Origin of the sequence: Clostridium senegalense JC122 (genome assembly GCF_000285575.1) — a bacterium.
In the GTDB taxonomy this organism is placed as follows: Bacteria; Bacillota; Clostridia; order Clostridiales; family Clostridiaceae; genus Clostridium_J; species Clostridium_J senegalense.
The window spans coordinates 231,999-257,450 of record NZ_HE611055.1; the positions used below are offsets into that span (position 1 = coordinate 231,999).

General features: G+C 25.8%; 29 protein-coding genes and 1 riboswitch. Of the genes, 9 read left to right on the top strand and 20 right to left on the bottom strand.

Annotated features, from left to right (window positions below; translation table 11 throughout):
* Window positions 1-19: 19 nt before the first annotated feature.
* On the bottom strand, window positions 20-520 hold the full coding sequence (locus CSGHG_RS18490; RefSeq protein WP_010299477.1) for a nitroreductase family protein: 501 nt from the start codon (window positions 518-520) through the stop codon (window positions 20-22).
* Between the two features lie 128 nt (window positions 521-648).
* Between CSGHG_RS18490 and CSGHG_RS18495 the strand changes: the two genes are divergently transcribed.
* A complete protein-coding gene (locus tag CSGHG_RS18495; protein ID WP_010299478.1) occupies window positions 649-999 on the top strand; it encodes a winged helix-turn-helix transcriptional regulator in 351 nt (116 codons plus the stop codon).
* Window positions 1,000-1,128: 129 nt separating this feature from the next.
* Here the strand turns inward: CSGHG_RS18495 and CSGHG_RS18500 are convergent, their stop codons facing one another.
* The 4 genes from CSGHG_RS18500 to ucpA form a co-directional block, all read right to left on the bottom strand.
* Entirely contained in the window at window positions 1,129-1,905 is a 777-nt protein-coding gene (locus CSGHG_RS18500; protein ID WP_010299479.1) for an EFR1 family ferrodoxin, read from the bottom strand.
* 45 nt (window positions 1,906-1,950) lie between these two features.
* Window positions 1,951-2,385, bottom strand: a complete 435-nt coding sequence (locus CSGHG_RS18505) for a MarR family winged helix-turn-helix transcriptional regulator (RefSeq protein ID WP_010299480.1) — start codon at window positions 2,383-2,385, stop codon at window positions 1,951-1,953.
* Window positions 2,386-2,632: 247 nt separating this feature from the next.
* Window positions 2,633-3,679 carry a helix-turn-helix domain-containing protein gene (locus CSGHG_RS22250; RefSeq protein ID WP_010299481.1) on the bottom strand — a complete coding sequence of 349 codons (1,047 nt, stop codon included), beginning with the start codon at window positions 3,677-3,679 and terminating at the stop codon, window positions 2,633-2,635.
* Between the two features lie 234 nt (window positions 3,680-3,913).
* Window positions 3,914-4,705 carry an SDR family oxidoreductase UcpA gene (gene ucpA / locus CSGHG_RS18515; protein WP_010299484.1) on the bottom strand — a complete coding sequence of 264 codons (792 nt, stop codon included), beginning with the start codon at window positions 4,703-4,705 and terminating at the stop codon, window positions 3,914-3,916.
* A 364-nt stretch (window positions 4,706-5,069) separates the two neighbouring features.
* Between ucpA and CSGHG_RS22255 the strand changes: the two genes are divergently transcribed.
* On the top strand, window positions 5,070-5,513 hold the full coding sequence (locus CSGHG_RS22255; RefSeq protein WP_010299486.1) for an RDD family protein: 444 nt from the start codon (window positions 5,070-5,072) through the stop codon (window positions 5,511-5,513).
* An 11-nt stretch (window positions 5,514-5,524) separates the two neighbouring features.
* Window positions 5,525-6,880 (top strand): 23S rRNA (uracil(1939)-C(5))-methyltransferase RlmD, encoded by a 1,356-nt coding sequence (gene rlmD, locus CSGHG_RS18525; RefSeq protein WP_010299487.1) that lies wholly within the window; start codon window positions 5,525-5,527, stop codon window positions 6,878-6,880.
* 91 nt (window positions 6,881-6,971) lie between these two features.
* On the opposite strand, the gene CSGHG_RS18530 is transcribed toward rlmD, so the two are convergent.
* The 13 genes from CSGHG_RS18530 to CSGHG_RS18595 form a co-directional block, all read right to left on the bottom strand.
* Window positions 6,972-8,396, bottom strand: a complete 1,425-nt coding sequence (locus CSGHG_RS18530) for a HAMP domain-containing sensor histidine kinase (RefSeq protein ID WP_010299488.1) — start codon at window positions 8,394-8,396, stop codon at window positions 6,972-6,974.
* 3 nt (window positions 8,397-8,399) lie between these two features.
* Window positions 8,400-9,119 (bottom strand): response regulator transcription factor, encoded by a 720-nt coding sequence (locus tag CSGHG_RS18535; protein WP_010299500.1) that lies wholly within the window; start codon window positions 9,117-9,119, stop codon window positions 8,400-8,402.
* Window positions 9,120-9,329: 210 nt separating this feature from the next.
* Window positions 9,330-9,536, bottom strand: a complete 207-nt coding sequence (locus CSGHG_RS18540; RefSeq protein ID WP_010299503.1) for a zinc ribbon domain-containing protein — start codon at window positions 9,534-9,536, stop codon at window positions 9,330-9,332.
* Between the two features lie 21 nt (window positions 9,537-9,557).
* The gene (locus CSGHG_RS18545; protein WP_010299505.1) at window positions 9,558-10,343 is read right to left on the bottom strand and encodes an ABC transporter permease; all 786 of its coding nucleotides are present in this window, start codon (window positions 10,341-10,343) and stop codon (window positions 9,558-9,560) included.
* Window positions 10,344-10,363: 20 nt separating this feature from the next.
* Window positions 10,364-11,251, bottom strand: a complete 888-nt coding sequence (locus tag CSGHG_RS18550; protein ID WP_010299508.1) for an ABC transporter ATP-binding protein — start codon at window positions 11,249-11,251, stop codon at window positions 10,364-10,366.
* A gap of 25 nt (window positions 11,252-11,276) precedes the next feature.
* On the bottom strand, window positions 11,277-12,323 hold the full coding sequence (locus CSGHG_RS21465) for a hypothetical protein (RefSeq protein ID WP_010299511.1): 1,047 nt from the start codon (window positions 12,321-12,323) through the stop codon (window positions 11,277-11,279).
* Between the two features lie 289 nt (window positions 12,324-12,612).
* On the bottom strand, window positions 12,613-13,251 hold the full coding sequence (locus CSGHG_RS18565) for an ABC-2 transporter permease (protein ID WP_010299515.1): 639 nt from the start codon (window positions 13,249-13,251) through the stop codon (window positions 12,613-12,615).
* A 26-nt stretch (window positions 13,252-13,277) separates the two neighbouring features.
* Entirely contained in the window at window positions 13,278-14,129 is an 852-nt protein-coding gene (locus CSGHG_RS18570) for an ABC transporter ATP-binding protein (protein ID WP_010299518.1), read from the bottom strand.
* A gap of 49 nt (window positions 14,130-14,178) precedes the next feature.
* Entirely contained in the window at window positions 14,179-14,553 is a 375-nt protein-coding gene (locus CSGHG_RS18575; protein ID WP_010299521.1) for a GntR family transcriptional regulator, read from the bottom strand.
* A gap of 18 nt (window positions 14,554-14,571) precedes the next feature.
* The gene (locus tag CSGHG_RS18580) at window positions 14,572-15,249 is read right to left on the bottom strand and encodes an ABC-2 transporter permease (RefSeq protein ID WP_010299523.1); all 678 of its coding nucleotides are present in this window, start codon (window positions 15,247-15,249) and stop codon (window positions 14,572-14,574) included.
* Window positions 15,250-15,261: 12 nt separating this feature from the next.
* Window positions 15,262-15,903, bottom strand: coding sequence for an ABC-2 transporter permease (locus tag CSGHG_RS18585; protein WP_010299526.1), 642 nt, complete (start codon window positions 15,901-15,903; stop codon window positions 15,262-15,264).
* Window positions 15,904-15,939: 36 nt separating this feature from the next.
* Window positions 15,940-16,809, bottom strand: coding sequence for an ABC transporter ATP-binding protein (locus tag CSGHG_RS18590; RefSeq protein WP_010299529.1), 870 nt, complete (start codon window positions 16,807-16,809; stop codon window positions 15,940-15,942).
* Between the two features lie 14 nt (window positions 16,810-16,823).
* Window positions 16,824-17,195: a GntR family transcriptional regulator gene (locus CSGHG_RS18595; protein WP_010299533.1), complete on the bottom strand. Its 372-nt coding sequence runs from the start codon at window positions 17,193-17,195 to the stop codon at window positions 16,824-16,826.
* A gap of 660 nt (window positions 17,196-17,855) precedes the next feature.
* Window positions 17,856-18,010: riboswitch (cobalamin riboswitch) on the top strand.
* A gap of 109 nt (window positions 18,011-18,119) precedes the next feature.
* Here CSGHG_RS18595 and CSGHG_RS18605 point away from each other — a divergent pair.
* Genes CSGHG_RS18605 through CSGHG_RS18620 form a run of 4 tightly spaced genes read left to right on the top strand, consistent with a single transcriptional unit; the run spans window position 18,120 to window position 21,420 of the window.
* Window positions 18,120-19,175 (top strand): ABC transporter substrate-binding protein, encoded by a 1,056-nt coding sequence (locus tag CSGHG_RS18605; RefSeq protein ID WP_010299537.1) that lies wholly within the window; start codon window positions 18,120-18,122, stop codon window positions 19,173-19,175.
* Window positions 19,176-19,182: 7 nt separating this feature from the next.
* Entirely contained in the window at window positions 19,183-20,262 is a 1,080-nt protein-coding gene (locus tag CSGHG_RS18610; RefSeq protein ID WP_010299542.1) for a FecCD family ABC transporter permease, read from the top strand.
* Window positions 20,263-20,268: 6 nt separating this feature from the next.
* On the top strand, window positions 20,269-21,033 hold the full coding sequence (locus CSGHG_RS18615; RefSeq protein ID WP_010299543.1) for an ABC transporter ATP-binding protein: 765 nt from the start codon (window positions 20,269-20,271) through the stop codon (window positions 21,031-21,033).
* Window positions 21,034-21,093: 60 nt separating this feature from the next.
* Window positions 21,094-21,420, top strand: coding sequence for a CGGC domain-containing protein (locus CSGHG_RS18620; protein ID WP_010299544.1), 327 nt, complete (start codon window positions 21,094-21,096; stop codon window positions 21,418-21,420).
* A 99-nt stretch (window positions 21,421-21,519) separates the two neighbouring features.
* On the opposite strand, the gene CSGHG_RS18625 is transcribed toward CSGHG_RS18620, so the two are convergent.
* Window positions 21,520-22,353, bottom strand: a complete 834-nt coding sequence (locus CSGHG_RS18625) for an aldo/keto reductase (protein WP_010299545.1) — start codon at window positions 22,351-22,353, stop codon at window positions 21,520-21,522.
* A gap of 149 nt (window positions 22,354-22,502) precedes the next feature.
* Here CSGHG_RS18625 and CSGHG_RS18630 point away from each other — a divergent pair, with 149 nt between their 5' ends.
* Together CSGHG_RS18630 and CSGHG_RS18635 are read left to right on the top strand one after the other, a co-directional pair.
* Window positions 22,503-22,958 (top strand): Lrp/AsnC family transcriptional regulator, encoded by a 456-nt coding sequence (locus tag CSGHG_RS18630; protein ID WP_010299548.1) that lies wholly within the window; start codon window positions 22,503-22,505, stop codon window positions 22,956-22,958.
* 44 nt (window positions 22,959-23,002) lie between these two features.
* Complete coding sequence (locus CSGHG_RS18635; RefSeq protein WP_010299559.1) at window positions 23,003-23,986, top strand: phosphotransferase; 984 nt, start codon at window positions 23,003-23,005, stop codon at window positions 23,984-23,986.
* 355 nt (window positions 23,987-24,341) lie between these two features.
* Here CSGHG_RS18635 and CSGHG_RS18640 read toward each other — a convergent pair whose 3' ends face one another.
* Entirely contained in the window at window positions 24,342-25,079 is a 738-nt protein-coding gene (locus tag CSGHG_RS18640; RefSeq protein ID WP_010299562.1) for an NAD-dependent protein deacylase, read from the bottom strand.
* Window positions 25,080-25,452 lie beyond the last annotated feature (373 nt).

A 25,452-nucleotide genomic window follows, 5' to 3' on the forward strand; every position in this document is an offset into this window, starting at 1 on the left:
CATTCACTAAACAATTTATTTACCATCTATCATAATGTATTCTTGTTTCATCAAATCTATTTACTGCTTCTTTATTTTCATTTGGATATCCAATTGGGATTATTGATAATGGAGTTACATTAGCTGGTAAATTTAAAATTCTTCTTAAACCATTCACTCTATCTTCCATAGGATAAACCCCTAACCATACGGCTCCCAATCCTTTATCTTCAACGGCTAATAATATATTTTCTGTCGCAGCACAGCAATCCTGCACCCAATATCCTTTAAATACTTCCTTTGATTCATCACCACAAACTACAATTGCCACATCTGCATTTAATAACATTTTCGAATAAGGATGAATATCAGTAATTTTTCTCATAATTTCCTTATCTCTTAAGACTATAAATTCCCAAGGTTGCTCATTTCCAGCAGAAGGTGCTTGCATTGCTGCCCTTAACAATTCTTCAATAATCTCATCTTCTATCTTTATGTCTTTATACTTTCTTATACTTTTTCTTTTTAATATTGCATCCATATATATTCCTCCTAATTGTTTTTGGTTAAAAGTTATGCTATCATTATAAAAAATCAGTTTATATATAACAAGTACGCACTATTTTGTACCATAGTACCTAAAAGGGTACTGTAGAAAGGATGATTTATATGACTTCTAGTTGTAACACTATAGAATTCAAAAATAGAAATTATACATGTACCTTTGAAATTACAGTAGATTTAATCGGTGGAAAATGGAAACCAATTATAATTTGGCATTTAGGTACTAAAGGAATTTTACGATTTAATGAATTAAAAAAATTGCTTCCTAACACCACTCAAAAAATGCTAACTCAGCAACTAAGAGAACTAGAATCTGATAATTTAATTAATCGAAAAGTTTATCCTCAAGTTCCTCCCAAAGTAGAATATTCCTTAACAAATTTAGGTGAAAGTTTAATGCCTATTCTTAAAATGATGTGTAATTGGGGCGATGAATACTATAAATCAAATACTTAATATTTCCATGTTCTATTTCTTTATAGTATGCATAAAATCCTTTTTATACGTATTTAATAACTATTTCTTTATAACTAAAGCACTCTAGAAAATAATATTTCCAAAGTGCTTTAATTATTATATATTTATTTATTTATTTTTATTAATATAACTTTCTATTTTATACTGTGGGTATTGTTGTTTCTTATATCTAATAGCATTATTAGGACAACTATGTATACATCTAGTGCACATCATGCACTTATTTTTAAATTTAACAACTTTGTTTTTAATAATTATATTATTTTGTGGACATTGTTTAGCACATAATCCACATCCATTACACATATCACTTGTTGAAAAACTTTTGCCCATAAACTTAGCCATAATAGAAAATACTTCTGCTAAAATATCCTTTGAAACTATGCTCTTATTATTATTTATCTTTTCTATATTGTTATTTTCTATATTTTTAACTAAAACATCTATTTGACTTTCCACATTTGTAAACATAACCTCAATTTCTTCTTCTGTATTCCTTTTATATTTACCAAAATAAAAATTTTTAGGCATAACATATGTTTCTTTTCCTATAACTTCATATCCCTTTTTTTCTAATTTTGATGCTAATGAATCTACACCATTGGCGTTTATTAAACCTGCCGATGTTGAATAAACTATAGCTTTTGTCTTATTTATAGTATTAGGCACATTTCTTAATAACCACTTTATTAATTTTTCTGGAACATTTCCAGCATAAATAGGTCCTCCAATAACAATTAAATCTATATCATCATTAAAACTTATTTTTTCTTCTATACTATTAGCTTTAACACTAAATCCTATATCCTCTAATTTTGATTTTAACCTATCTGCTATGTATTTTGTATTACCACTACCTGAAAAGTACATTATCGAAATTTTCATATCTTATCCTCCTGAAAATTTATATATTAATATAAGTGCAATGCATTATTTTTTATATAAATTATTTTTCATTTGTTTTAAAACTTTTAATGTAATTAAAAGGTCCTCTTCTCTTATATTTTTTATCATATCTTTAAAAATATCTTCTAAAACTTTGCTAATTTCAATAAATTCATTAAAAAAGGTGTCTTTTAATATTATATTCTTCTTTCTTTTATCGTCATTATCTTGAATAATATCTATAAATCCATTTTCACTAAGTTTCATTAAATTTCTGCTTATATTCCCCTTATTAATTCCCATATTTTCAGCAAGCAATTCTTGACTTATCGGTATATTATCTTTTAATTTCATTAAATTCATTATGGTAAGCATTTGCCCTTGACCTAATTTATTTTCTTTAACACCTTCATCCATTCGTGTTTTAGTTTCTTTTGAAATAAAATAAATTAAATCGCCTATTTCTCTATAATCGTTCATATCATTTTTCTCCTTTGTAGATTTATTATAAATCATTTTAGTTGTGCACGCAACTAAAAAATATTGTAAAATTTCTATTTTATGAACTGTACATTAGCCCTTCATTATATTTAACTTAAATACATAAATATTTTTTAATATTTATATAATAACAAGCTCACAAGAAAAACTTATGAGCTTAAAAATTTAAATTAAATTAATATTATTTTTAAATTAATTATCTATATAATTGTTTAAATATTTTAACTTATAAAGATTTATTCTCATAAAGCTTTTTTAATCTTTCAATTTCTCTTTTAGGTCTATCAACCATTTCTCCTGTAAAGACATTATATTCATTCTGTATAATTGATATCTCCTGTTGCAAAACTTCTATAGCCTTATCATATTTTTTTAGTGTTTCGTATACTTTAGCCATAAATTCAAGTGGATCCACAATACGAGGTTTTTCTTGTAATTCCATAGATTTTGCATAGTATTTAAGTGCTTTATCATACTCACCTAATCTCATCATACGATCTCCTCGTGAAACATAAGCTCTCCAATCTCCTTGGAATTCACTTACTCCCTTATTCCACAATCTTAAAGCATTTTCTATATTCCCCTGTTGTAACTCAATATCACCTTCATACATAAAATCTAAACAGGTATGATTTAATTGCTTTACATGCTCTAATACTTTTTTAGCTTTCTTATAATAACCATCTCTAATTAATTGGTCTAAATAAAACAAATGTCCACTCCAATATTTAGGGTGATTTTGTGTAAACTCCTCATAGTACTTAATTAAATCATCATGTCTATTATAATATTCATCTCCAAATACACCTTTTTCTGCATGAATAAGTGCAGTATGATAGTTCTTTTCATATGGTTTATATTTTAAAGCCTCTTTTATATAATTCGATGCCTTTTTATTATCACTTTCAGCCCTATGATTATAAAGCTCTCCTAAAAGATAGTATGCTTTAGCGTTTTTAGGTTCACTATTAATAATTCCTTCAAGGAAATTAACAGCATAATTAAAAACCTCTTCACTTATTATTCTTTCATTATATAACATGTTTTCTATTCTTTTCATTTGAGCATCATATGGTATAACAAAAAGCTCATCTATAGTAATCCCAAAATAAACTGAAATCATAGGAAGTAATTGAATATCTGGTGCTGTAATATTATTTTCCCATTTAGAAACAGCTTGATACGAAATTCCTAAATGATTAGCTAATTCTTCTTGAGTAACTCCTTTTTCTATACGTAAATTTTTTATCTGTTTTCCAATTTCAATAACCATAAAAGTCTCCTCCACCTATACCTATAATTAGTTAATTCATGAATTAATTTAATTATAGATTCTTGCAATCTTATATACAATAACTTGTATTTTTACATAACTAACCTATAAGTTGATAAAAATTTTTCTTGTGGTTTACCCTTTATAATTATTTTTAAACAGATACAATGAATTAGGTTTGTACTTTTTCAGTTAATTTGAAATAACTTATGATCTACTTTATCTATTTATAAATTAAACACCTACACTAACTGTTTCTGGCAGAGTACTTCCTCCATCTATAACAACCTGTGTTCCTGTAATATAGGATGACTCATCTGACCCTAAGAATGCAGCAAGTTCTCCAACCTCTTCTGGTTTTGCCAATCTTTTTAACGGTACAGCATTTTCTATTCCTTTAGTTACTTCTTCTGGATTTTCCCCATTTGATTGCATTGCAATACTCTTTGCCATTGGTGTTTCTACATAACCTGGACAAATAGCATTAACTGTTATGTTATGTTTAGCCACCTCTATTGCTAAAGACTTAGTAAAACCAACTAATGCAGCCTTTGTAGTAGCATAAGCAGTTTCACCTGCATCTGCTACCATATCCCCTGTAACTGATGACATTATAATTATTTTTCCATACTTTTCTTTAATCATTAAAGGTAAAACCGCTTTTGTGACATTCCATATTCCCTTTATATTTACATCAATATGAAAATCTCTATCATCATCTGTCATTTCTAAAAAATTTCCTAATTTACAAACTCCTGCATTATTTACTAATATATCTATTTTACCAAACTTACTAACAGCACTTTTTACTGCATTTTCTACTTCTCCTTTATTAGCTATATCTGCTTTAACTGCTAAAGCCTCAAACCCTTTTTTATTTAATTCATCTGCTAAGCTATCAACATATGAAGATCTTGCCAATAGTACAACTTTTGCTCCATACTTTGCATAAGTTCTAGCAATTCCTTCTCCAATTCCCTTAGATGCTCCTGTTATAAGTGCAACTTTACCTTCTAATTTCCCCATAACTTTCCTCCTAATAAACCTATGATTTTTACATCAATTATAATATACATATACATTATATTCCATAAATTAGCGAAACACTTTTCTATTTAAATTAAATCTATATTAGTATTTATTTACACTCTTTGTTATACTTATAATGAAATAAATTCCAATTCCAGTTTAAATAATAAAATTCATGCTCTTTTTTATGATTTAATTTTTAACTTATATATGGAAATATATTAAATATATCTGTCATTATACTGTAACCTTTTGAATTTATAATATAGTAAGTTATGAAAATCCAATTAATGGGTATATTTAAAAACATAAAACTTTTTAATGTTTAATATAAATAATAAGTTTTTTAGGAGGATTTAAAATGGATTTAAAAAATAATGAAAATGGTAACAAACCTTTAGAAGAGGATATGCAACTATCTAATGACGCATCCTTAGATGAGTTTACAGAATCTGATGATACTATTGAAACTATAGCTACTAATAATGAAAACTCTGAGGAATTACAAGGTGAAGAACTTCAACTTAATAATAACACTTTTACCGATTCAATTACTTTTAAAGATGCATTACAAAGTCAACTTATAGATGTACTTATAACTGCTAGTATATCTATATTAGGAACCATTGTTATAGACTTTATTCTAAGAATTTTTAAATTTTATATAAGCGACAAATTTTTATTTATAGTTATATTGTTTATTCCTGCACTTATATTATATAATGTATTAATGACAACAATGAAAAACAAAATGACACTTGGTCAAAAGCTATCAAACATACGTTTAACAAAAAATAAAAATTAGGAGCGATTTACTTGAGAAAAAGAAAAGAGTATGAATTTTTAATAGAAACAACTGAGTTTCCTGGAAAAGGCATAGCTTTTTATGAAGGCGAAAAAGTTGCTATAAAAAACACATTACCAGGACAAAAGGTAAAGGCTAGAGTTACTAAAAAAAGTAGTCAAAATGGCGTTCAAGCAAAACTTATAGAAGTATTAGAGGATGTAGATTATAAAATAAAGCCACATTGTGATATTTCTAATCAATGTGGTGGTTGTAGTCATGCATCCTTAGATTATGAAACTCAATTAAAGTTTAAAACAGAACAAGTTAAAAAACTTTTAGATGAGGGTAATATTAAAGATTATGACTTCTTAGGTATAGAAGAAAGTCCTGTTGTTTTTGAATACAGAAATAAAATGGAATTTACCTTTGGAGATATGGAAAAAGGCGGAGAGCTAACGTTAGGAATGCATGTTAAAAACAGAAACTTTAGTATAATAACTGTTGATAACTGCAAAATAGTTGATAATGATTTTAGAACTATATTAACAACTACATTAAATCATTTTAAAAACACAGAGCTTCCATATTATAAAGTTCTAAAGCATGAAGGTTTTTTAAGAAACTTAGTAGTTAGAAAAGCTATAAATACCGGCGAAATACTTGTTAATTTAGTAACTACAACTCAAAATAGTTATGATTTAACAAAATTTGTTGAAGAATTAAAATCTCTTAATCTTAATGGAAAAATAGTAAGCATTATACATACATTAAATGACTCACTATCTGATGTGGTTCAAGCTGATGAAATAAAAGTTTTATACGGTAAAGATTACATAGTTGAAGACTTATTAGGATTAAAATTTAAAATTAATCCCTTTGCATTCTTCCAAACAAATACAAAGGGTGCTGAAAAACTTTATTCCATGGTTAGAGATTTTATGGGGGACTCTGAAAATAAAATAGTTTTTGACTTATATTGTGGTACTGGTACCATCGGTCAAATAGTAGCCCCAAAAGCAAAAAAAGTCCTAGGAATAGAATTAATTGAAGAAGCAGTAGATGCTGCTAAAGAAAATGCTAAATTAAACAATTTAGATAACTGTGAATTTATAGCAGGTGATGTAGCTAAGGTAATAAAAGATGTAAAAATTAAACCAGATATAATCATTCTAGATCCACCAAGAGCTGGAGTTCACCCTATTGCATTAGATTATGTAATAAAATTTGATGCTAAAGAAATAATTTATGTATCATGTAATCCAAAATCATTGGTAACTGACTTACAAGTTCTTACTAATGCTGGATATAAAATAGATAAGATAAAATTAAAAGACATGTTCCCACATACACCTCACGTAGAAACTGTATGTAGACTATATAAGTAATTATAATAAGTTACATTAAAGCTAAGCAAAAGTTTGCTTAGCTTTTTTAATGTAACTTATTAATAACTTAGTTTATCTTATATTATATTTTTTATAAAATTATTGTTATTTTTGTGCCTTCTTTTAATTTACTTTCAATTTTTACATCTCCGCCATGATTTTTAATTATTTCCTTGGAAATAGCCATTCCAAGACCTGAACCTTTGTGAAGTTCACCTGTATTTGTTCCTCTATAATATCTATCAAATATATGCTTTAAGTCTTCTTCACTTATACCTTTTCCATTGTCACTTATCGTTATATATATTCTTTCTCTTTTTTCTAATTCAACTCTAATTTTTACATCTTCATCATTATGGACTATTGCATTAAAAATTAAATTTGTTAAACAACGTTTCAATAAAAGAATATCTACTTCTTTTTCTGCAACTTCTGTTTTAGGAATAAATTCAATATCTCTATTACTATATTTGTTATCATTTAATATAGCTATTATAACTTCTTTAGTTAGGCTTACTAAATTGGCCCTACCTTTTTTTAAAAATAATGCGTTATTTTTTAGACGAGTACTTAAATTTAAATCATTAACTAGCTCTGTTATATATAAAGATTTTTGATATATAATTTCACCATATTCTTGTATTTCTTCTTCTGTAAAATCATAATCACCATTTATAAGTTCTGAATAACCTCTTATAGAAGCTAGTGGAGTTTTTATGTCATGAGATATATTTGCTATCCATTCCTCTCTCATTTTTTCATTTTTCTTTCTTTCAGCCTCATTTTCTTTAAGAATAGAAGACAAGGCATTTAGGTTTCTAAATACATTTGAATAAATACCTTTTTCTTTAAATGTTAAATTATAATTTCCCATAGATAAAGTTTTTACTCCATCTATAATTCTTCCAACTGGCTTTGTAAGCCTTCTACTAAATAACAATCCACCTATTATAGCAATTAAGCTATCCATGATTAATACCCCTGTTAATATGTCCTTAATTAGATTTCCCATAATATTTTGGCTATACATTATAACTGTTTTACTCAATTTATTCATTGGAAAATTAATTATGTAACTTAACTTTCTATCTCCTATATCAACACTTGATACTAATATGTTTTCTAATCCCTCTGCACCACCTGTGTATTTATAAGCATTAACAATATCTACAGGCGCATACTCATTTTGTACCTCTTTAGGCTTTTTATAATTTATAATTTCTTTTCCATTTTCATCTAATACTTGAACCCAAAGATTATTTTCATCTAAACTTTTTTTACCTTCATCTCTTATAATTATTTCATCATTAGTTAATTCTATATTATCCCCAAAAACCCTTGTAAAACTTTCTGGATCTAATTTAACTTCTTTATACGTCATCGGTTCCACTAATACAAATCCTTGTGATGAATTTTTAATTATAGATACCATTCCTAATGTTACATTTATAAAAAATATAAACACATTTATAAGAACTATTGTTATAACAAATCTTGCAGTAAGTTTTATATTCATAAATTACTCATCCTTTACAACAAGTTTATATCCAAGACCTTTAGCAGTTACTAAATACTGAGGTTTAGATGGATTTTCTTCTATTTTTTCTCTAAGCCTTCTCATATGAACCATTATAGTGTTATCAAATCCAATGTAATCTTCGCCCCATACTCTATCACATATATTTTCTTTACTTATTATTTGATTTTTATTATTAGCTAAATAAGCCAATAATTTAAATTCTTTTGCTTTTAATTCTACTATCTCTCCATTTTTTCTTAATTCAAATTTTTCCTCATCTAATACAAATGGACCAAACTTTATTACATTTTCTTCTTTATTAATATTTTCAACATATACACTTCTTCTTAAATGAGCCTTAACTCTATATGCTACCTCTTTAGGACTAAAAGGTTTTGTTATATAATCATCTGCACCTATAGCAAAACCTAATATTCTATCCAATTCTTCATTTTTAGCAGATAAAAATAATATAGGTACCATAGCCTTTTCTCTCATTTTTTTACATACTTCATATCCTTCCATATCTGGAAGCATTATATCTAATATAACTAAGTCAGGAAGCTCTCTTTTAAAAACTTCTAATGCTTTACTTCCTGTTTCTGCAGTAAAAACATGATTCAATCCTTCTTTTTTCAAAACTGTTGATAAAAGTTTTAATATTTCAACTTCATCATCTACTAAAAGTATTTTTTTATTATTAATTGATATATCCTCCACACTACCTCATCCTTTCTTAATTAAAACCATATATTTATATCTTTTATTATATACATATAACAACTAAATATAAATGTTTTAAAATTAATATAATTCCTATGGATAAATAAATTTAACTTTTACAATTTAGTTTAAAAAAACTGTTTCAATATATTAAATCTTTATATTGAAACAGTTTTATAAAATAATTATATATTATATTGGTTTAAATTATGATGTTAAGAAATCTAGTATATTCCATCCTGCTTTTGTTTTAGATTTGTATAATTCTGTATATCCGCATCTAGCACAACTTATTGTAATAAATTTTTTATTTTGAACATCAAATATTTTAGCTAAATTTCCTCCAGTAGCTTGAAATTCATCATTTTCATATTCATTACATCCACATTTAGGACAAATATATTGTTTTTTCATATCTAATCTCCTTTATATATTTTATCTTTTTTCACTAACAAAGTTTTTATAAGTTATTTTAGGAACTATTATTAACACTAATATAAACATTAGTAAATCTATTCCTGCTATGAACATAGGTGTTTTATACCTTATAAAAGTCGATGAATACATGGCCCATAGTGGAGTCAGTCCTGCATATTTTTGAATTTGTGCTGGTAAAAAGTTTGCTGCTATATATGGTATTCCCATGAATAATCCACTTACCATAAAGGGCATTATTGCATTGTTACTTATAGATGATAATAAAAGTGTTATCTGAGTAAAGAATATACATCCCATTACCATTGTTATTCCTAATATTATAATCATTTGAAGAACTGTTATTGTTGAACCACTATTTCCAAAATACCATAATTCTTTTAATTGTAAATTTAAACCTTCAGCACCTGAGTAATGTATAGCAGAAAATACAATAATTAAATATAGTGACAATAATACTATTGATGTAGCTATACTCCCTGCTATACTTTTTGCCATAACAACTTTTTTCTTTCCATTTTTACTTGAGTTTATCAAATCAGTCATATATGAGTTATACTCAACATTATACATAGATGAAGTTATTATAAGTATAAGCATCCCCATTATTGGTGCTATTCCATAAGTTTTATCAAATACAGAAGCATAATTTTCTAATATATAATTGGGATATGAGCTATCAAATCTTACAAGTACTGAAGATAATAACGCTCCTAATATCCAAACTAAAAATACTCTTTTTTTAAGTAGTACTTTTCTTAATTCACTTTTTACTAAATTATACATTTTAATTCTCCTTTAAACTACTAAACTTCTTTTGCATCTTCAATATCAAAATAGAACATATAAACATCTTCAAATTTTGGCTCTATTTTATGCACTTCTTTATAAACTGGTTCTTTATCTGCTATTACTCTTATTTCAGTTTTATCTATTCCTCTTTGTATATTTACTACTTTATATTTATTTTGAATATCTCTAATTATATCTTCATTGTCTGTATTTATTACATATACTTTATCTTTCATATTTTCTAGAATTTCTTTATGACTGCCCTTTACAAGTAATGTTCCATCTTTAATTATTATTGTTTCTCTTGCTATAGACTCTATATCAGATATTATATGAGTTGATAAAATTATTATTTTATCTCTAGATATTTCACTTAATAAATTTCTAAATCGTGTTCTCTCTTGAGGATCAAGACCTGCTGTAGGTTCATCTAGAACTAATATTTTAGGATTATTTAACAATGCTTGTCCTATACCAACTCTTCTTTTCATACCACCAGAAAATTTCTTTAATGATTTATTTCTAACATCATATAATCCAACTAAGTGTAATATTTCATCTATTTTTTCTTTAAGCCCATCTTTTGAAATACCCTTTAACGCTGCCATATAATTTAAGAATTGTTTTGCTGTAAAATTACCATAACCTTCAAAGTGCTGTGGTAAATACCCTAAAACATCTCTATATTTTTCATCTAATGATTTTATATTTTCACCGTTATATAAAATCTCTCCACTATCACTTGTAAGTAATGTTGTTATTTGCTTCATAAGTGTTGTTTTTCCTGCTCCATTAGGTCCTAAAAGACCATAAACACCACTTTCTAATGTAACTGTTAAATCATTAGTTACTCTTTTTTTCCCAAAGCTTTTATTTAAATTTTTTATTTCTAATTTATTCATAATATAAATACCTCCTAAAATTCTATTATTTACTTTCTATTCTTTTAAAACTATTAAACATATATACAATGCTTGCTATAGTTATCATTACTAATATAGCTAATATGGCTTTAATTAAACTTATATCATATCCAAATACACTTATATCACCTAAGTACATTCCTATTAAATTATTCCCCTGAAATATTAAGTCTGGATAATTACCAAAACTTAATATACTAATTATGTCTGATCCCCCTATTTGAGTTAAAAACTTACTTATAGGCTTTATTAAAAATACTAATATTTTGCCTAAAATTATGTATACACCAAATATAGATATTGATGCCATAGAACTTTCTGTTTTAAATGATATTATCGCCCCTATAATCGATAAACTTAAAAGTAAAACTAATACAAAAACTATTTTTAAAGCTACGTATTGCATTATGGTAAAAGAACCCTCTAGCATCATAAGGTTATCAACAATTCTAAAAGCTTGTAAATCTCCGTTAATAGGTCTCCCATACTTTAAGAATGTCTCAATGAATGTTATAGCTAAAAACCCTACGTATGTTACTATTGGAACTACAATTGCTAACATCCCTTTAGAACTAAGTGCCTTATATTTATTTTTAGATGTTAGTATTAATGTATCCATTGATGAAACCACTTCATCACTATATATATTGCAAATTAACATTGCAATTATAGACAATAATCCTATTAATGCTAATGGATGAGCTACTTTATGGTTATATACCTTCCAAAAATCCACATCCTTATAGTTCATAACCTTTACTTTATCTAATTTTTCCTGAGCCATATTTCTCATTTTTTTGCTACTACTATCATTTGCAGATTGATTTGCTAACTGTTCAAGTTCATTAATTTTTATTTCAAAATTTTCTGATGCTAAAACACTGCCCTCTCTCATATCTACAAAACCATAATTTTCTTGTTCTAAATAAGATCTCTCACTTTCCAGTTGTGGATTTAAAAACACCATGACAAGTGATAAAACTATAAATATTGCCAATGCAATTATTCCATTCTTATTTTTTATCAATTTATTTAATTCTAATCTAAACAATATTATCTCCTCCTGACAAATATAATTTTAAATATTTAACCTTACACTTAAGTAACCATAAACTTAAATAAACCTTAAATAAAAAAAACAACTAGTAAACCTAGTTGTTTAGAATTAAATTCTATTTTATTAAATATGCATTATATAATTTTTAATAATAGTTTTTGTTAAGCTAGAAACTATCCCACCTATACAAACTAGTACAAGTGCAATAACAAAAACTATAGGTTCTTTTACCATTTCTTACACTTCCAAATCCTTTTTAAATCCTTAGTTTTTAATTGTATGTCTAAAAATCTTTCTTTCTATAAAAAAATACTGTTATATACATGATAGCCATAAAAATAACTATGGCTAATATTATAAATATTAATAGTTGAATATTATTTAGTAATTGTCCACCATTAAACACTTTTAAGTATTGACTAAATTTACTTTCAAACATAATGTTAATTATCACCATAAAGACCATAAAATAAGCTACCATACCAACATTATTTCCTAATGTATAATATATTAAATAGTAAATACTTATTGATAATAATAATATTATTAATGTTATTATTGCATCTTTTATAAATATATCCATAGGTAATTTAATAATAAATTTATCTAATAATTCATTAATAACAAATCCTAATATTCCTCCTATAATAATTATTATTGCTGACCCTAAAAACTTTGATATTATATATTCATCCCTAGACATACCTATACTTAAAAATAATATATGATTTTTTTGCCTTACTTCATATTGTATAGTGGCAATATTAGCTATTGCCACCATACTAATTAAATAATTATAATAATTTCCTTTATTAGTTAACAACATCAAAATTATAGGCAGTAAAAGAAACATTATATTTAAATAACCTTTATAATTTAAAATTTGTAATTTAACCTCTTTGCCTATTGATTTAATCATCATATTTTAACCTACCAAATCATTATATTCTATTTTCTTTTTAATATCATTATTAATTCTAACGTTGCATTTTGTATTAAAACACTATCTTTAAATTCTTTTTTTACACCCTCTACATCAGAAGTTAGAGCTTCAAATCCATAAGAACTTTTTCTTATTCCTTCAAAATATTTTTCATTTTCTTTAGTTAAAAGACCTATATCTCCTTTTACTATTTTATAAGTATCTAACACTTCTTCTTTACTTTTAGAAAATACAATTTTTCCATTGTTTATATAAGTTATATAATCTGCTATCTTTTCAAGATCTGAAGTTATATGAGTAGATAACAATACACCTACATTTTCATCCTGTATTAATTCCCTTAATATATTTAAAACCTCTGCTCTAACAACTGGATCCAATCCTGCTGTTGGCTCGTCCATTATTATAAATTTTGCATTATGGCTAAGGGCTATTGAAAGTGAACATTTCATTTTCATCCCTTTAGAAAGTTCTTTAAACTTTTGACTTTTATTAAGTCCAAATTTATTTAAATATTTATAAAAGGCTTCAAAACTCCATTCTTTATAAAATGGTGCTACAAGTTTTGCATTATCTTCTATTGATAAATGTTCATAAAAATATCCTTCATCATATACAAATCCTATTTGTTCTTTTATTTCTTTTTCAAATTTTAAATTATCTTTTTCAAAAACTTTTATTTCTCCACTATCTTTTTTTACTAAATTCATTATAAGCTTTATAGTTGTAGTTTTACCTGCACCATTTTGTCCTATAAAACCCATGATATATCCTTTAGGAAGAGTAAATGATATATCTTCCAATTTAAAATTTTTATATGTCTTGGTTAAATTCTTTACTTCTAATATATTTTCCATATAAGCTCTCTCCTTCTAACTATATCTGTAAATAGGTTTTGTAACCTATTTACTTTTCTTCATATAAAACTTCTAGTATTTCTTTCATTTCTTTTAATGAAAGCTGTATCTTTTCACTTTCCTCTATTGCTTTTGTAAAATATTCTTCTATATTTCTTATAATTAGCTCCTTTACAAGCTCCTTATCTTGAGCCGAAACGAAAGACCCTTTTCCAGGTAATGTATAAATATAACCATCTCTTTCAAGTTCTTCATAAGCTCTTTTTGTTGTTATTACACTTATTCTCAAATCCTTAGCTAAAGCTCTTATTGAAGGTAATGGTTCGTTTGCAGATAATTTATTCATAAGTATATCATCTTTTATCTGTTTTTCTATTTGAGAGTATATCGGCTCTCCTGAGGAATTGTTTATTATTATATTCATCTTCCTCCTCCTAACTGTTTATGATAAATCTTTATTACAATATCCCTTTATTGATAAAGTCGTTATTATCCCATAAATCACTAACCCTATTAAAAATATTAATGGTATTATTAAAAATCCATTTTCTATGCTTTTCATAAAGAAACCTACAACTTTTTTTGAAGCCGATGGAAATATCTTTTCTGCTAAAAAAATCACTAACATTGGTAAATATATTATTCCTAATAGTGTAAATCCACTATATTTTACTGCCACATCATAACTAGCTTTATAAAAAATATAGTTTGGAACGCATATGATCACTACATAATATAAAAATGAGAATGATTGAGAAAACAACAACATCTTTAAATCTTCACCACTTATTTTCCCCAAAACAAAAATTATAGACAATAGAAATATTGATGTTATAAAATACACTAACAAGTAAAAAGTATATTTGCTTATTACTACATCTTTTCTATCAACAGGAAAACTATTTATTAACATATCATAATATTTACGTGTCTCTTCTGTTGCTGTAAATTTATTTAATATTATTGGTATAAATAAAGTTGCAAATATATATATTGGAAAATAAACTGGTGCTTTAGCACCAATTATCGTTAAAACTACCATAACGCATCCTACAAGTAAATTCATTATAATTAATGGATTTTTGCTAGTTATCATATCTTTTTTAAGTAATGCATTCATATATTATACCTCCTATAAATCTCTTTTTTCATATATTACAACAGATAAAGTAGCTAATATTCCAGTTATAGCTAATACCCCCACAATAAGTATTATATTAAATTGAATACTAGTATTAGAAATAAATTTTGTTATATTGCCTTGATTAAATTTAAAAATATTATTTATAAACATAAATCCTATCATAAAAACTACAAGTGTTACATAGTAACTTATCTTAGCTGCTTTAATTCCTAATGAGAAATATGAAAAATAATACATTGATAAAATTACTAATGAATAAAGCAATATTGATTTTAATGAATGTATATTTACGCCTGCAAACTTTGTAGGAATTGCTATTAATAAAATCTCATTTAACATTATTGATACTATACATCCTATCATTGCCACTACTATTGAAGCTATAAATTTACCTAAAACATAATCTTTTCTTGTACAAGGATAACTAAGTGTAGACTTATAAACACCATCTCTATTTTCAAGTTCTGTATAACTAAGTCCTCCTATTACAAAAACCATAATAAGATAATTTATAAAATCTTGTCCTTGTGTCATAGCTATTACTGTCATACTTATCAATAACACTATAAATTGTGAACCTTTTAATGATAAAAGCTGTATTTTTAGATCTCTTTTTATTACATTTAACATCTTAATCCGCTCCCCATTACATCTTTAAATTCGTTATTATATATTTTCAACTGCTTCTCTGCTTTTAAATACCATAATGTCTTCTAATGTTGGCTTTTCCAAAATCACACTATCTTTAAATATAGCGTTTATTTTTGATACATTATTAGTTAAAGCTTCAAATCCAAAATTCGTTATATTTATTGATATAAATGCTTTTCTATTTTCATCATTTAATAAACTTTTATCACCTTTTACAATTCGATATTCTTCCAATACATCAATTGTAGGTTTAGAAAATTCTATTTTTCCTTTATTAATATAAGTTATATAATCAGATATTCTTTCAAGGTCTGATGTTATATGTGTTGATATTAAAATAGCTATATCTTCATTTTGAATTACCTTTTGAAATATATCTAAAAGTTCTTCTCTAACAATTGGATCAAGACCTGCAGTTGGTTCATCCATTATTAAAAACTCAGCATTGTGACTAAGTGCTATAGCAATTGCAAATTTCATTTTCATACCCTTTGAAAGTTCTTTTACTTTTTGATCTTCATTTAATCTAAATATCTTTAAATATTTGCTAAAAGTTTCAAAACTCCACTGCTTATAAAAGTTAGAAATTATTTTAGCATTTTTCTTTATAGATAATTTTTCATAATAAAAACAATCATCATATACAAAACCAATTTTTTCTTTTATTTCTTTAGAATACTTAACATTATCTTTTCCAAATATTTTAATTTCTCCACTATCTCTTTTTAATAAATTCATTATTAATTTTATTGTTGTAGTTTTACCTGCTCCATTTTCACCTATAAATCCCATTATATATCCTTTTTCTAAATTAAAAGATACATCATCTAATTTAAAATCTTTATAGGTTTTTGTTATATTTTTTATCTCCAAAACATTTTTCATACTCCTCAACTCCCTTAATACTTATATATAATTTCTAATTTTTCTTTCATATTATCTAAGGATAAATTTATTTTTTTCCCTTCATTTATGCCTTTTAAAAGATATTTTTTAACATTATCCATTATAGTATATTTTATAAATTCTTTATCCTTATCTGAGATAAAAGTTCCCTTTCCTGGAACTGTATAAACAAATCCTTGCTTTTCTAATTCTTCATAAGCTCTTTTAGTCGTTATTACACTTATTTTTAATTCCTGAGACAAAGCCCTTATAGATGGTAATATATCATCTAATATAAGTTTATCTTCAAATATTGATTTTTTAATTTGTTCTTCTATTTGTGAGTATATTGGCTTTCCAGAAGAATTATCAATTACAATATTCATAATACCCCTCTTCTTCAACATTATTTATATAGTGAGTATACTCACTATATACAGTTGTAGTAAAAAAATTATTTTTCTATCTTTTCTCGTTTTTTAAAGAAAATTAAATGCTCCAAAACTATAGCTATACAAAACATTATAATTATAAACATAATTTTCATAAATCCTATTTCCTTTATAAATTTTATTTTTAACTTGTATATATCCTATATACACAGTATATACTCTATATACACACCTTGTCAATAAAAATTTAAATTAATTTTTTGTAATTATAATTATCTTCTATAAAAATATTTAAATTTATACATCAAATTTTTGTTATCAGTTAAGAAAAAATATAAATAAAACCTAAAGCAATCAAAGCTGATTCTAAAAAAGTACGTTTAGTATTATTAGGAACATAGTTAGTAATAATCACCACAACTATTTAACTGTTCACTATTAACTTTTAACTGAAATAATCTGTTAGTTATTGATAAAATATTAATTTGAGTTTTCTCACTTGATAACTGAATAAGTTTAAAAATTAACTTGGAACACTATATATTTGAACAATTAGTTATAAAAATTAATCATTTCAAAATTATTTGACATATTTTTTAATTTATGATAAGCTTTTCAATGATAATTCAATAAAATTTTAAGTTAAATTCAATTTAACTTACTTTTAGAATAGGTTATAAAAGTAATTTTACTTTTATATAAAAGGGGAAGTTGGGTGTAAATCCCGCGCGGTCCCGCCACTGTAAAAGATTATTTTTTCTATATCAATAATCTTTAGCCAGAATACCTGCCTATTTTTTCACTACAATAGCCTACGAGAGATGGGGATAGTGTTTATATAAGTTTGTACTTATACCTATTTAGCCACTTAAGGTTAAATAGGTTTTTTTATTTATAAAAATTAAAGGAGTTTTATTTATGAGATCAAAAAATATAAAAAAAACAATTATGAAAACTTTATGTACTACACTTTGCATTGCTATGACAGTTTCATTTATGGGTTGTTCTAGTAATAATAAGTCTACTAATACAAATAGTGTATCTACTGAAAACAGTTCTACCAAGGAAAATAAAAATTCAAGCTATCCTGTAACTATAAAAAATTATAATGTGAATAACGAAGAAATTGAAATTACTTTTGATAAGGCACCAGAAAGAGTTTTAACAACTAACCAAACTACAACTGAATTGATGCTAGACTTAGGATTAGAAGATAAGCTAATTGGTACATGCTATTTGGACAACCCTATATCAGAAAAAGTTAAAGATAAATATGCAAAAATTCCAGTTGTATCTGAAAAGTATCCTACTAAAGAGCAAGTTTTATCTTTAAATCCCGATTTTATATTTGGATGGAAAAGTGTCTTTGCCGATAAAACACTTGGTGATGTAAGCGAATGGATAGGCAGAGGTACTAATACATTTGCTCAGCGTAATACCGTTAAATCCGTTGGAAATTATACTGTTGAAAATTTATTTAAAGATATTGATGACTTAGGAACTATATTTAATATAAAGGATAAAACAGATAAATATATACAAGACAATAAAGATAGATTAACTAAAATAGAAGAAAAAACAAATTCTATTGACAAGAAAAAAACAACATTAATTTTAGAATCTGAAGAAAAAGGTGATTTTAGATTATATGGCAAAAATGATCTTGTAAGTGATATGGCTTTAAAAGCTGGATTAGAAAATTTAGGTGAAGAATCTGGAACTGTAAGTTTAGAAAATATAGTTAGTTTAAATCCTGACACTATTCTTCTTATCCATGATGGCGATGGAAAAGATATTCACGATCCTGAAATTGCTAAAATTTTCACTTCTAATGAGGCCTTGAAAAATGTAACTGCCGTTAAAAATAATGCAATAGTTGTTACTGGGCTTGCTGAAACTTGGGCCGGTGGAATTCGTGTAGTAGATGCTATTGAACGCTACTCTAAAGAATTATATCCTGAATTATATAAATAGGTGATTTATGAAAAATAAAAACTTTTCAAATATACTAAGTAAATATAATTATTTAATAGTTATTGCTTTAATGTTGCTTTTATTAGTATCTATAGTTTTAGCAGTGTCTATAGGTTCTGTAAAACTTCCTGCCACTGATGTTTATAGTATAATTTTAAATAAACTTTTTGGTACAAGTTTAAAAGGAAAGTCAATTCCACAGGCATCTATTGATATAGTTTGGCAAATACGATTGCCACGAGTTTTTCTTGGTGTAATAACTGGGTTAGGATTATCTCTTGGTGGAACGGTTATGCAAGCTACAGTGCAAAATCCATTAGCTGATCCATATCTTTTAGGGATTTCCTCCGGAGCCACACTAGGTGCTACTTTTTCAATATTAATTGGTGCCTCCACATTATTTACTGGAGTTTTACAAAATACAGGTGTAACCTTTTGGGCTTTTATAGGAGCTTTACTCGCCTCAATAGTAGTCTTTAAACTTTCTAATTTAGGTGGAAGAGCTACATCTGTAAAATTAGTTCTTTCTGGTATGGTAGTTAACTTAATATGTTCTGCCTTATCAAGTTTTATGATTTATCTTACAAACGATAACAGTGCCCTTCACTCACTTTCATATTGGAGTATGGGTTCTTTAACTGGTGCTAAATGGACAAACTTATTGATACCTACAATCGTAGTTGTATTTTTTATTATAATCTTTATTATACAATCTAGGGTTATGGATGTAATGCTTTTAGGTGATGAAACTGCTATAACTTTAGGTATAGATTTAAATAAATATAGAAAGTTTTATTTAATTAGCGTTTCAATTTTATCAGGGGTTCTTGTTTCATGTTGTGGAATGATAGGTTTTGTAGGATTAGTTATTCCTCATATTACCCGTAGTTTAGTTGGTTCAGACCATAAGAAACTTTTACCAACTACTGTACTTCTAGGTGCTATATTCTTAGTTTGGGCAGATGTGCTATCCCGTATAATACTGAAAAATATGGAAATGCCTATTGGCATAATTACTTCACTTTTAGGTGCACCATTTTTTATTTATATTATGATAACACGTGCTTACGGATTTGGAGAAAGGTAGCTTATTATGAATTTAGATATTAAAGATTTAAATGTTGCTTTTGGTAATAAAACTATTGTAAATAATGTCTCTTTAACTGTAAAAAATGGTGAGTTTGTTGGATTAATAGGTCCAAATGGAAGTGGTAAATCTACCCTTTTAAAGTCTATTTACAGAGTATATTCTCCTAAATCTGGAGTTATGCTTTTGAATGGAAAAAACCTCTTAAATATACCAATTAGAGACGTTGCTAAAAATTTAGGAGTTGTTAGTCAATTCAACAATCTTGCTTTTGATATGACTGTAGAACAAATGGTTTTACTAGGTAGAAGCCCTCATAAAGGTCTTCTTGAAATTGATAACGATAAGGATATTGACATAACTCATGAAATGCTTAAAAAAGTTGATATGTTTGACTATAGATATAGAAGTTTTTTAACTTTATCTGGTGGTGAAAAACAACGTGTTCTACTTGCAAGGGCACTAGCTCAACAAGTGAAATTACTTATTCTTGATGAGCCCACTAATCACCTTGATATAAAGTATCAACTTCAAATATTAAAGTTAACAAAATCTTTAGGTATTACTGTAATTGCTGCATTGCACGATTTAAATTTAGCTGCTTCTTATTGTGATAAATTATATGTTATGCATAATGGTAATATTGCTGCAACTGGAGCACCTAATGAAATATTAACAAAAGAGCTTATTAAAGATGTTTATGAAGTAGACTGTACTATTCACAAATATCCAAATAAAAATTCAATTTATATAACTTTTGAAGACTTTTGATGAATATGAAAAAATAAGAGACTACACATTTATTTGATTATACCTAAAGGAGGTGTTTTTATGTCAATAGCAATTATGTCTTGTAGAAAACTAATTGGTAAATGCGCTGGAACTGGATGCCTTAATGCTTTTAATAACGATTTAGATGCTTTTACTATTTATAAAAATAAAAAGGAGACTTTGGCTAGTTTTTTCTATTGTAGTGGCTGTTCAAGTACATTCGGAAGTGATGAAGATTGGCAACATAAAATAAATCAATTAAAAAATAAAAATGTTGATACTATTCATATTGCTCTTTGCATAGAGGTCGAATGTGATAACTACTCTAAACATGAAAAAATATTAAAAGCTAATGGCTTTAAAGTAATACATGGAACCCATAAGTAAATACATATATTATAAACATTATAAAAAGTAGGTATCATATATATACCTACTTTTTAACTTCTTTATTTAATATCTTAAATATTTCTAAAACTTCTTATTTTATATTCCATATTTATAAACTTTATCAGGATCTGAGCCTATCCTTATCCCTTTATCTAATTGTTGAATTTTGAATAAATCCCCTTCATTTATCTCAAAATCAAATATCTGTGAGTTTTCTTTTATTCTTGTTATATTTGTTGATTTAGGAATAGTTACAACACCCATTTGCAAATCCCATCTTAGTACAATTTGAGCTATCGTTTTTCCGTATTTTTTTGCAAGCTCCTTTAAGAGTTTATTGTCAAAGATTTTACCTCTCATTAAAGGTGACCATGCTTCTAATTGTATATTATTCTTTTTACAAAACTGTCTTAACTCATTTTGAATTAGTAACGGGTGAAACTCTACTTGATTTATCATTGGCATAATTTCAGCATCTGCCATTAAATTTTTTAAATGTTTAACAGTAAAATTACTAATACCTATTGCTTTTATATATCCTTCTTTATAAAGCTTTTCTAGAGCTCTCCATGATTCATTGTGTAATAGGTTAGGCCAATGAATTAAATATAAATCAAGATAATTTGTTCCAAGTTTTTTTATAGAAGTTTCAAAAGCTTTTAAAGTTTTCTCATAACCTTGGTCTGAATTCCAAACCTTACTAACTAAAAATATTTCTTCTCTAGACAATCCACTCTCTTTTATTGCAATGCCAACACCTTCCTCATTATCATAGTAAGAAGCAGTATCTATATTACGATATCCAATTCTAAGCGCTTCTTTTACTGATTCAATAACTGTATGTCCATCTTCAACCTTATAAGTACCAAATCCAAGCCAAGGCATTTTTACTCCATTATTTAAAGTTGTGTAACTTTTTATATCTTTCATTTTAATTATCCTTTCTAAATATGTGTTAAATAAGTTTTTTAATATCATTTATATTATAATGAATATATGGTAAAATTTCCTTATCATTTGATATTATTTTAAAGTAAATATATTTTAAATAAAACAAAAGAAAGGCAATTTCTATGCATATGAAAATTGATGATACAGATATTAAAATATTAAAAGAACTTCAACAAGATAGTCGTTTATCTATTAGAGAATTATCTAAAAGAGTAAACCTATCTCCTCCTTCTGTAGCAGAAAGGATAAGAAAATTAGAAGATAGCGGAATAATTGAAGGTTATACTATAAAAATAAATGAAACAGCTTTAGGATTAAATCTTCAATGTATTATCCAAATTGATCTTAAAAATAGTGAATTTGAAAAATTCAAAAATTTTATTTATAATCACCCTCGTGTAAATTTTTGTTATAGAATAGCTGGTCATTCCTGTATTCTTGTAAAATTAAGTGCTAAATCTATTTTAGAAATTGAAGAATTTGTTGACTCTGTTGCATCTTTAAATGCTATCACCTCTACCTATATTATATTTTCACAGATTCCTACCAATAAAAGCATTGAAAAATTTTTTCAATCTACTTAATATTTTTATTATAAATTATTATATTTATTAGGGAGGAAAATTTGATGGAATCAAATATAAATTCTATAGAAAATAATGATTATTATAAAAAATTATTAACGATTTTTATTAGATTAAAACCTAAATATAAAAAAGACCTTAATAAAATTATTATAACTTCCTTTCAAGATGTTATAAGTGAGTCCGATGAAAAAAGAATATATACTGTTTATAAAATAAATATAAACTCTGAAAATTTTGTTTTAAAAAAGTCAGAAGAGAGCGAAATCTTTATATATAAAACATTTCTAGAGAGTAAAAATTTACCTACCCCCAAAATGTTTGGTTATACTTTTGAATATGATGAATATTGGATTTTAATTGAGTATATAGAGGGAGCTGATTTGAAAAAGTTTAATGAACAAATAGCTTTAAATAGCTCTATTAGTTTATCTAAAATTTTTAATAAGTATTGGGTAGAAAATGATTTTGATAAACATAAACTAGATAATAGATTTGAAAAATATTATTCTCGAATAATTAAAAGATCAAAATGCTTAACTCATCATGCTAATTTATCAAAAGCTTATAAATGTTTTTTAGAAAGGCAACTAACTTGTCCTCGTACACTTTGCAATGGAGATTTAATGCAAATAAATGCAATAAATAGTTCAAATGATGTTTTAATAATTGATTGGGGCTTTGGCGGAATTATGCCCTATTCATTAGATATTGCTAGATTGATATCTCATGGAGCAGAAATAGATGACCCCTTTTATATGACAAATGGTTTAAGAAATTTATTTGTAAAAAAACTATACAAACTGCTAAATACAGAAACTTTAACTTATAGTCAATATATTTTTGACATAAAACTTTCAATGCTAAATGAGTTCATTGAATTTCTGGAATATAATTTTAATAATCCAAATGAAGAAAAAGATCATTATTACCACTACTATTTAAAAAGAGCCAATAAATTAGCTGATGAACTACTTGATTATGTTAATCAGAAAGATAACTGTGTAATTTCTGATATAATAATATAAATAATAACTATATAGAAGTAGTATTCTATATTTATTGAACCTAATATTTTTATGTAAATCAAAGTTTTATTAATATGTACTATTATAACCATATTATTTTTATTTTTTTATGATAAATTAAATTACGTTCTGAACATAATATTTTAATTCTGTCTTACATGAAAATGTATATGAACTAATAGGAATCTGTGAACAATCAAAAGAAAATAAGTACAATAATTACAAATAGTTTTTATATTTTATAAACTTAAATACATACTAAATATTTATAAAATACTTAGTATGTATTTAATATTAATTTTAATTATTCCATAAGAAAACAAGCTCAAATTTAAATCCATTTATCAAATTTCTATTACAATTCTTTTAAAGCTTCACTTAATACTTTTCCAATAGAATCCTTTATAACTAAATTAGCTTTATTATCATATGGTGTGGCTTCTTTATTTATAAGAATTAAATTTTTTCCTTTAAAATATTCCAATAATCCTGCTGCTGGATACACAACTAGAGAAGTTCCACCTACAATAAATGTATCTGCTTGTGATACTGATAAAATCGACTTTCTTAAAATATCACTATCTAAACTTTCTTCATATAGAACTACATCTGGCTTAACAGTATCACCACAAACCTTACATACAGGTATGTTATTATTACTTTTTAACATATAATCCAAGTTGTAAAATTTATTACATCCCATACAGTAATTCCTATGAACCGAACCATGTAGCTCTAAAACATTTTTAGATCCAGCTAGTTGGTGTAACCCATCAATATTTTGAGTTATAATAGCATTTAGCTTTCCTACTTCTTCTAGTTTAGCTAATGCTTTGTGTGCTAAATTAGGCTTGGCATCTTTAAAAATCATTTTATCCTTATAAAATCTAAAAAATTCCTCAGTATTACTCTTAAAAAAGCTATGACTAAGCATTACTTCTGGTGGGTAATTATATTTATTTTTAGAGTTATATATTCCTTGATTAGATCTAAAATCTGGAATATTACTTTCCGTTGAAACTCCTGCTCCTCCTAAAAATACAATGTTAGTACTATTTTTTATAATATCTTTTAATAATTCTATTTTATCCATAAAACCCTCACTCAAATTTTTTATATATCAAATTAGAATTTAATATATAAATATTATATATAACCAAATAAAATTATGCATCAATTTCTATTAATATTTTTAAATTTTATTTAATATAAATTACATCCAAAGGTCTTTTATGCATTCCAAATTTCTAAATTAATATATTCTATTTAACATGAATATAAAATTTTCATTTGAATTAAAATTTCAATTTAAAATCTACATATACTTATTATTTATTTTATTACTCATCTTATTCATTAATCTAAAAAACTTTCTATGGGTTATAATCCATAAATTCTTAAAATCAAACAGTAATTATTTAAAATTTTTCAACAAAATTTTTTTAAATAAATTAATAAATATAACA

Coding starts and splice junctions, on each gene's coding strand:
- CSGHG_RS18635 (WP_010299559.1), top strand. CDS start 23,003: ATGGAATCAAATATAAATTCTATAGAAAATAATGATTATTATAAAAAA.
- CSGHG_RS18490 (WP_010299477.1), bottom strand. CDS start 520: ATGGATGCAATATTAAAAAGAAAAAGTATAAGAAAGTATAAAGACATA.
- CSGHG_RS18640 (WP_010299562.1), bottom strand. CDS start 25,079: ATGGATAAAATAGAATTATTAAAAGATATTATAAAAAATAGTACTAAC.
- CSGHG_RS18505 (WP_010299480.1), bottom strand. CDS start 2,385: ATGAACGATTATAGAGAAATAGGCGATTTAATTTATTTTATTTCAAAA.
- CSGHG_RS18540 (WP_010299503.1), bottom strand. CDS start 9,536: ATGAAAAAACAATATATTTGTCCTAAATGTGGATGTAATGAATATGAA.
- CSGHG_RS18565 (WP_010299515.1), bottom strand. CDS start 13,251: ATGATGATTAAATCAATAGGCAAAGAGGTTAAATTACAAATTTTAAAT.
- CSGHG_RS18530 (WP_010299488.1), bottom strand. CDS start 8,396: ATGAATATAAAACTTACTGCAAGATTTGTTATAACAATAGTTCTTATA.
- CSGHG_RS18550 (WP_010299508.1), bottom strand. CDS start 11,251: ATGAATAAATTAGAAATAAAAAATTTAAATAAAAGCTTTGGGAAAAAA.
- ucpA (WP_010299484.1), bottom strand. CDS start 4,705: ATGGGGAAATTAGAAGGTAAAGTTGCACTTATAACAGGAGCATCTAAG.
- CSGHG_RS18495 (WP_010299478.1), top strand. CDS start 649: ATGACTTCTAGTTGTAACACTATAGAATTCAAAAATAGAAATTATACA.
- CSGHG_RS18590 (WP_010299529.1), bottom strand. CDS start 16,809: ATGAAAAATGTTTTGGAGATAAAAAATATAACAAAAACCTATAAAGAT.
- CSGHG_RS18615 (WP_010299543.1), top strand. CDS start 20,269: ATGAATTTAGATATTAAAGATTTAAATGTTGCTTTTGGTAATAAAACT.
- CSGHG_RS18605 (WP_010299537.1), top strand. CDS start 18,120: ATGAGATCAAAAAATATAAAAAAAACAATTATGAAAACTTTATGTACT.
- CSGHG_RS18570 (WP_010299518.1), bottom strand. CDS start 14,129: ATGGAAAATATATTAGAAGTAAAGAATTTAACCAAGACATATAAAAAT.
- CSGHG_RS18625 (WP_010299545.1), bottom strand. CDS start 22,353: ATGAAAGATATAAAAAGTTACACAACTTTAAATAATGGAGTAAAAATG.
- CSGHG_RS18620 (WP_010299544.1), top strand. CDS start 21,094: ATGTCAATAGCAATTATGTCTTGTAGAAAACTAATTGGTAAATGCGCT.
- CSGHG_RS22255 (WP_010299486.1), top strand. CDS start 5,070: ATGGATTTAAAAAATAATGAAAATGGTAACAAACCTTTAGAAGAGGAT.
- CSGHG_RS18610 (WP_010299542.1), top strand. CDS start 19,183: ATGAAAAATAAAAACTTTTCAAATATACTAAGTAAATATAATTATTTA.
- CSGHG_RS18580 (WP_010299523.1), bottom strand. CDS start 15,249: ATGAATGCATTACTTAAAAAAGATATGATAACTAGCAAAAATCCATTA.
- CSGHG_RS18585 (WP_010299526.1), bottom strand. CDS start 15,903: ATGTTAAATGTAATAAAAAGAGATCTAAAAATACAGCTTTTATCATTA.
- CSGHG_RS18595 (WP_010299533.1), bottom strand. CDS start 17,195: ATGAATATTGTAATTGATAATTCTTCTGGAAAGCCAATATACTCACAA.
- CSGHG_RS22250 (WP_010299481.1), bottom strand. CDS start 3,679: ATGGTTATTGAAATTGGAAAACAGATAAAAAATTTACGTATAGAAAAA.
- CSGHG_RS18545 (WP_010299505.1), bottom strand. CDS start 10,343: ATGTATAATTTAGTAAAAAGTGAATTAAGAAAAGTACTACTTAAAAAA.
- CSGHG_RS18500 (WP_010299479.1), bottom strand. CDS start 1,905: ATGAAAATTTCGATAATGTACTTTTCAGGTAGTGGTAATACAAAATAC.
- CSGHG_RS18630 (WP_010299548.1), top strand. CDS start 22,503: ATGAAAATTGATGATACAGATATTAAAATATTAAAAGAACTTCAACAA.
- CSGHG_RS18575 (WP_010299521.1), bottom strand. CDS start 14,553: ATGAATATAATAATAAACAATTCCTCAGGAGAGCCGATATACTCTCAA.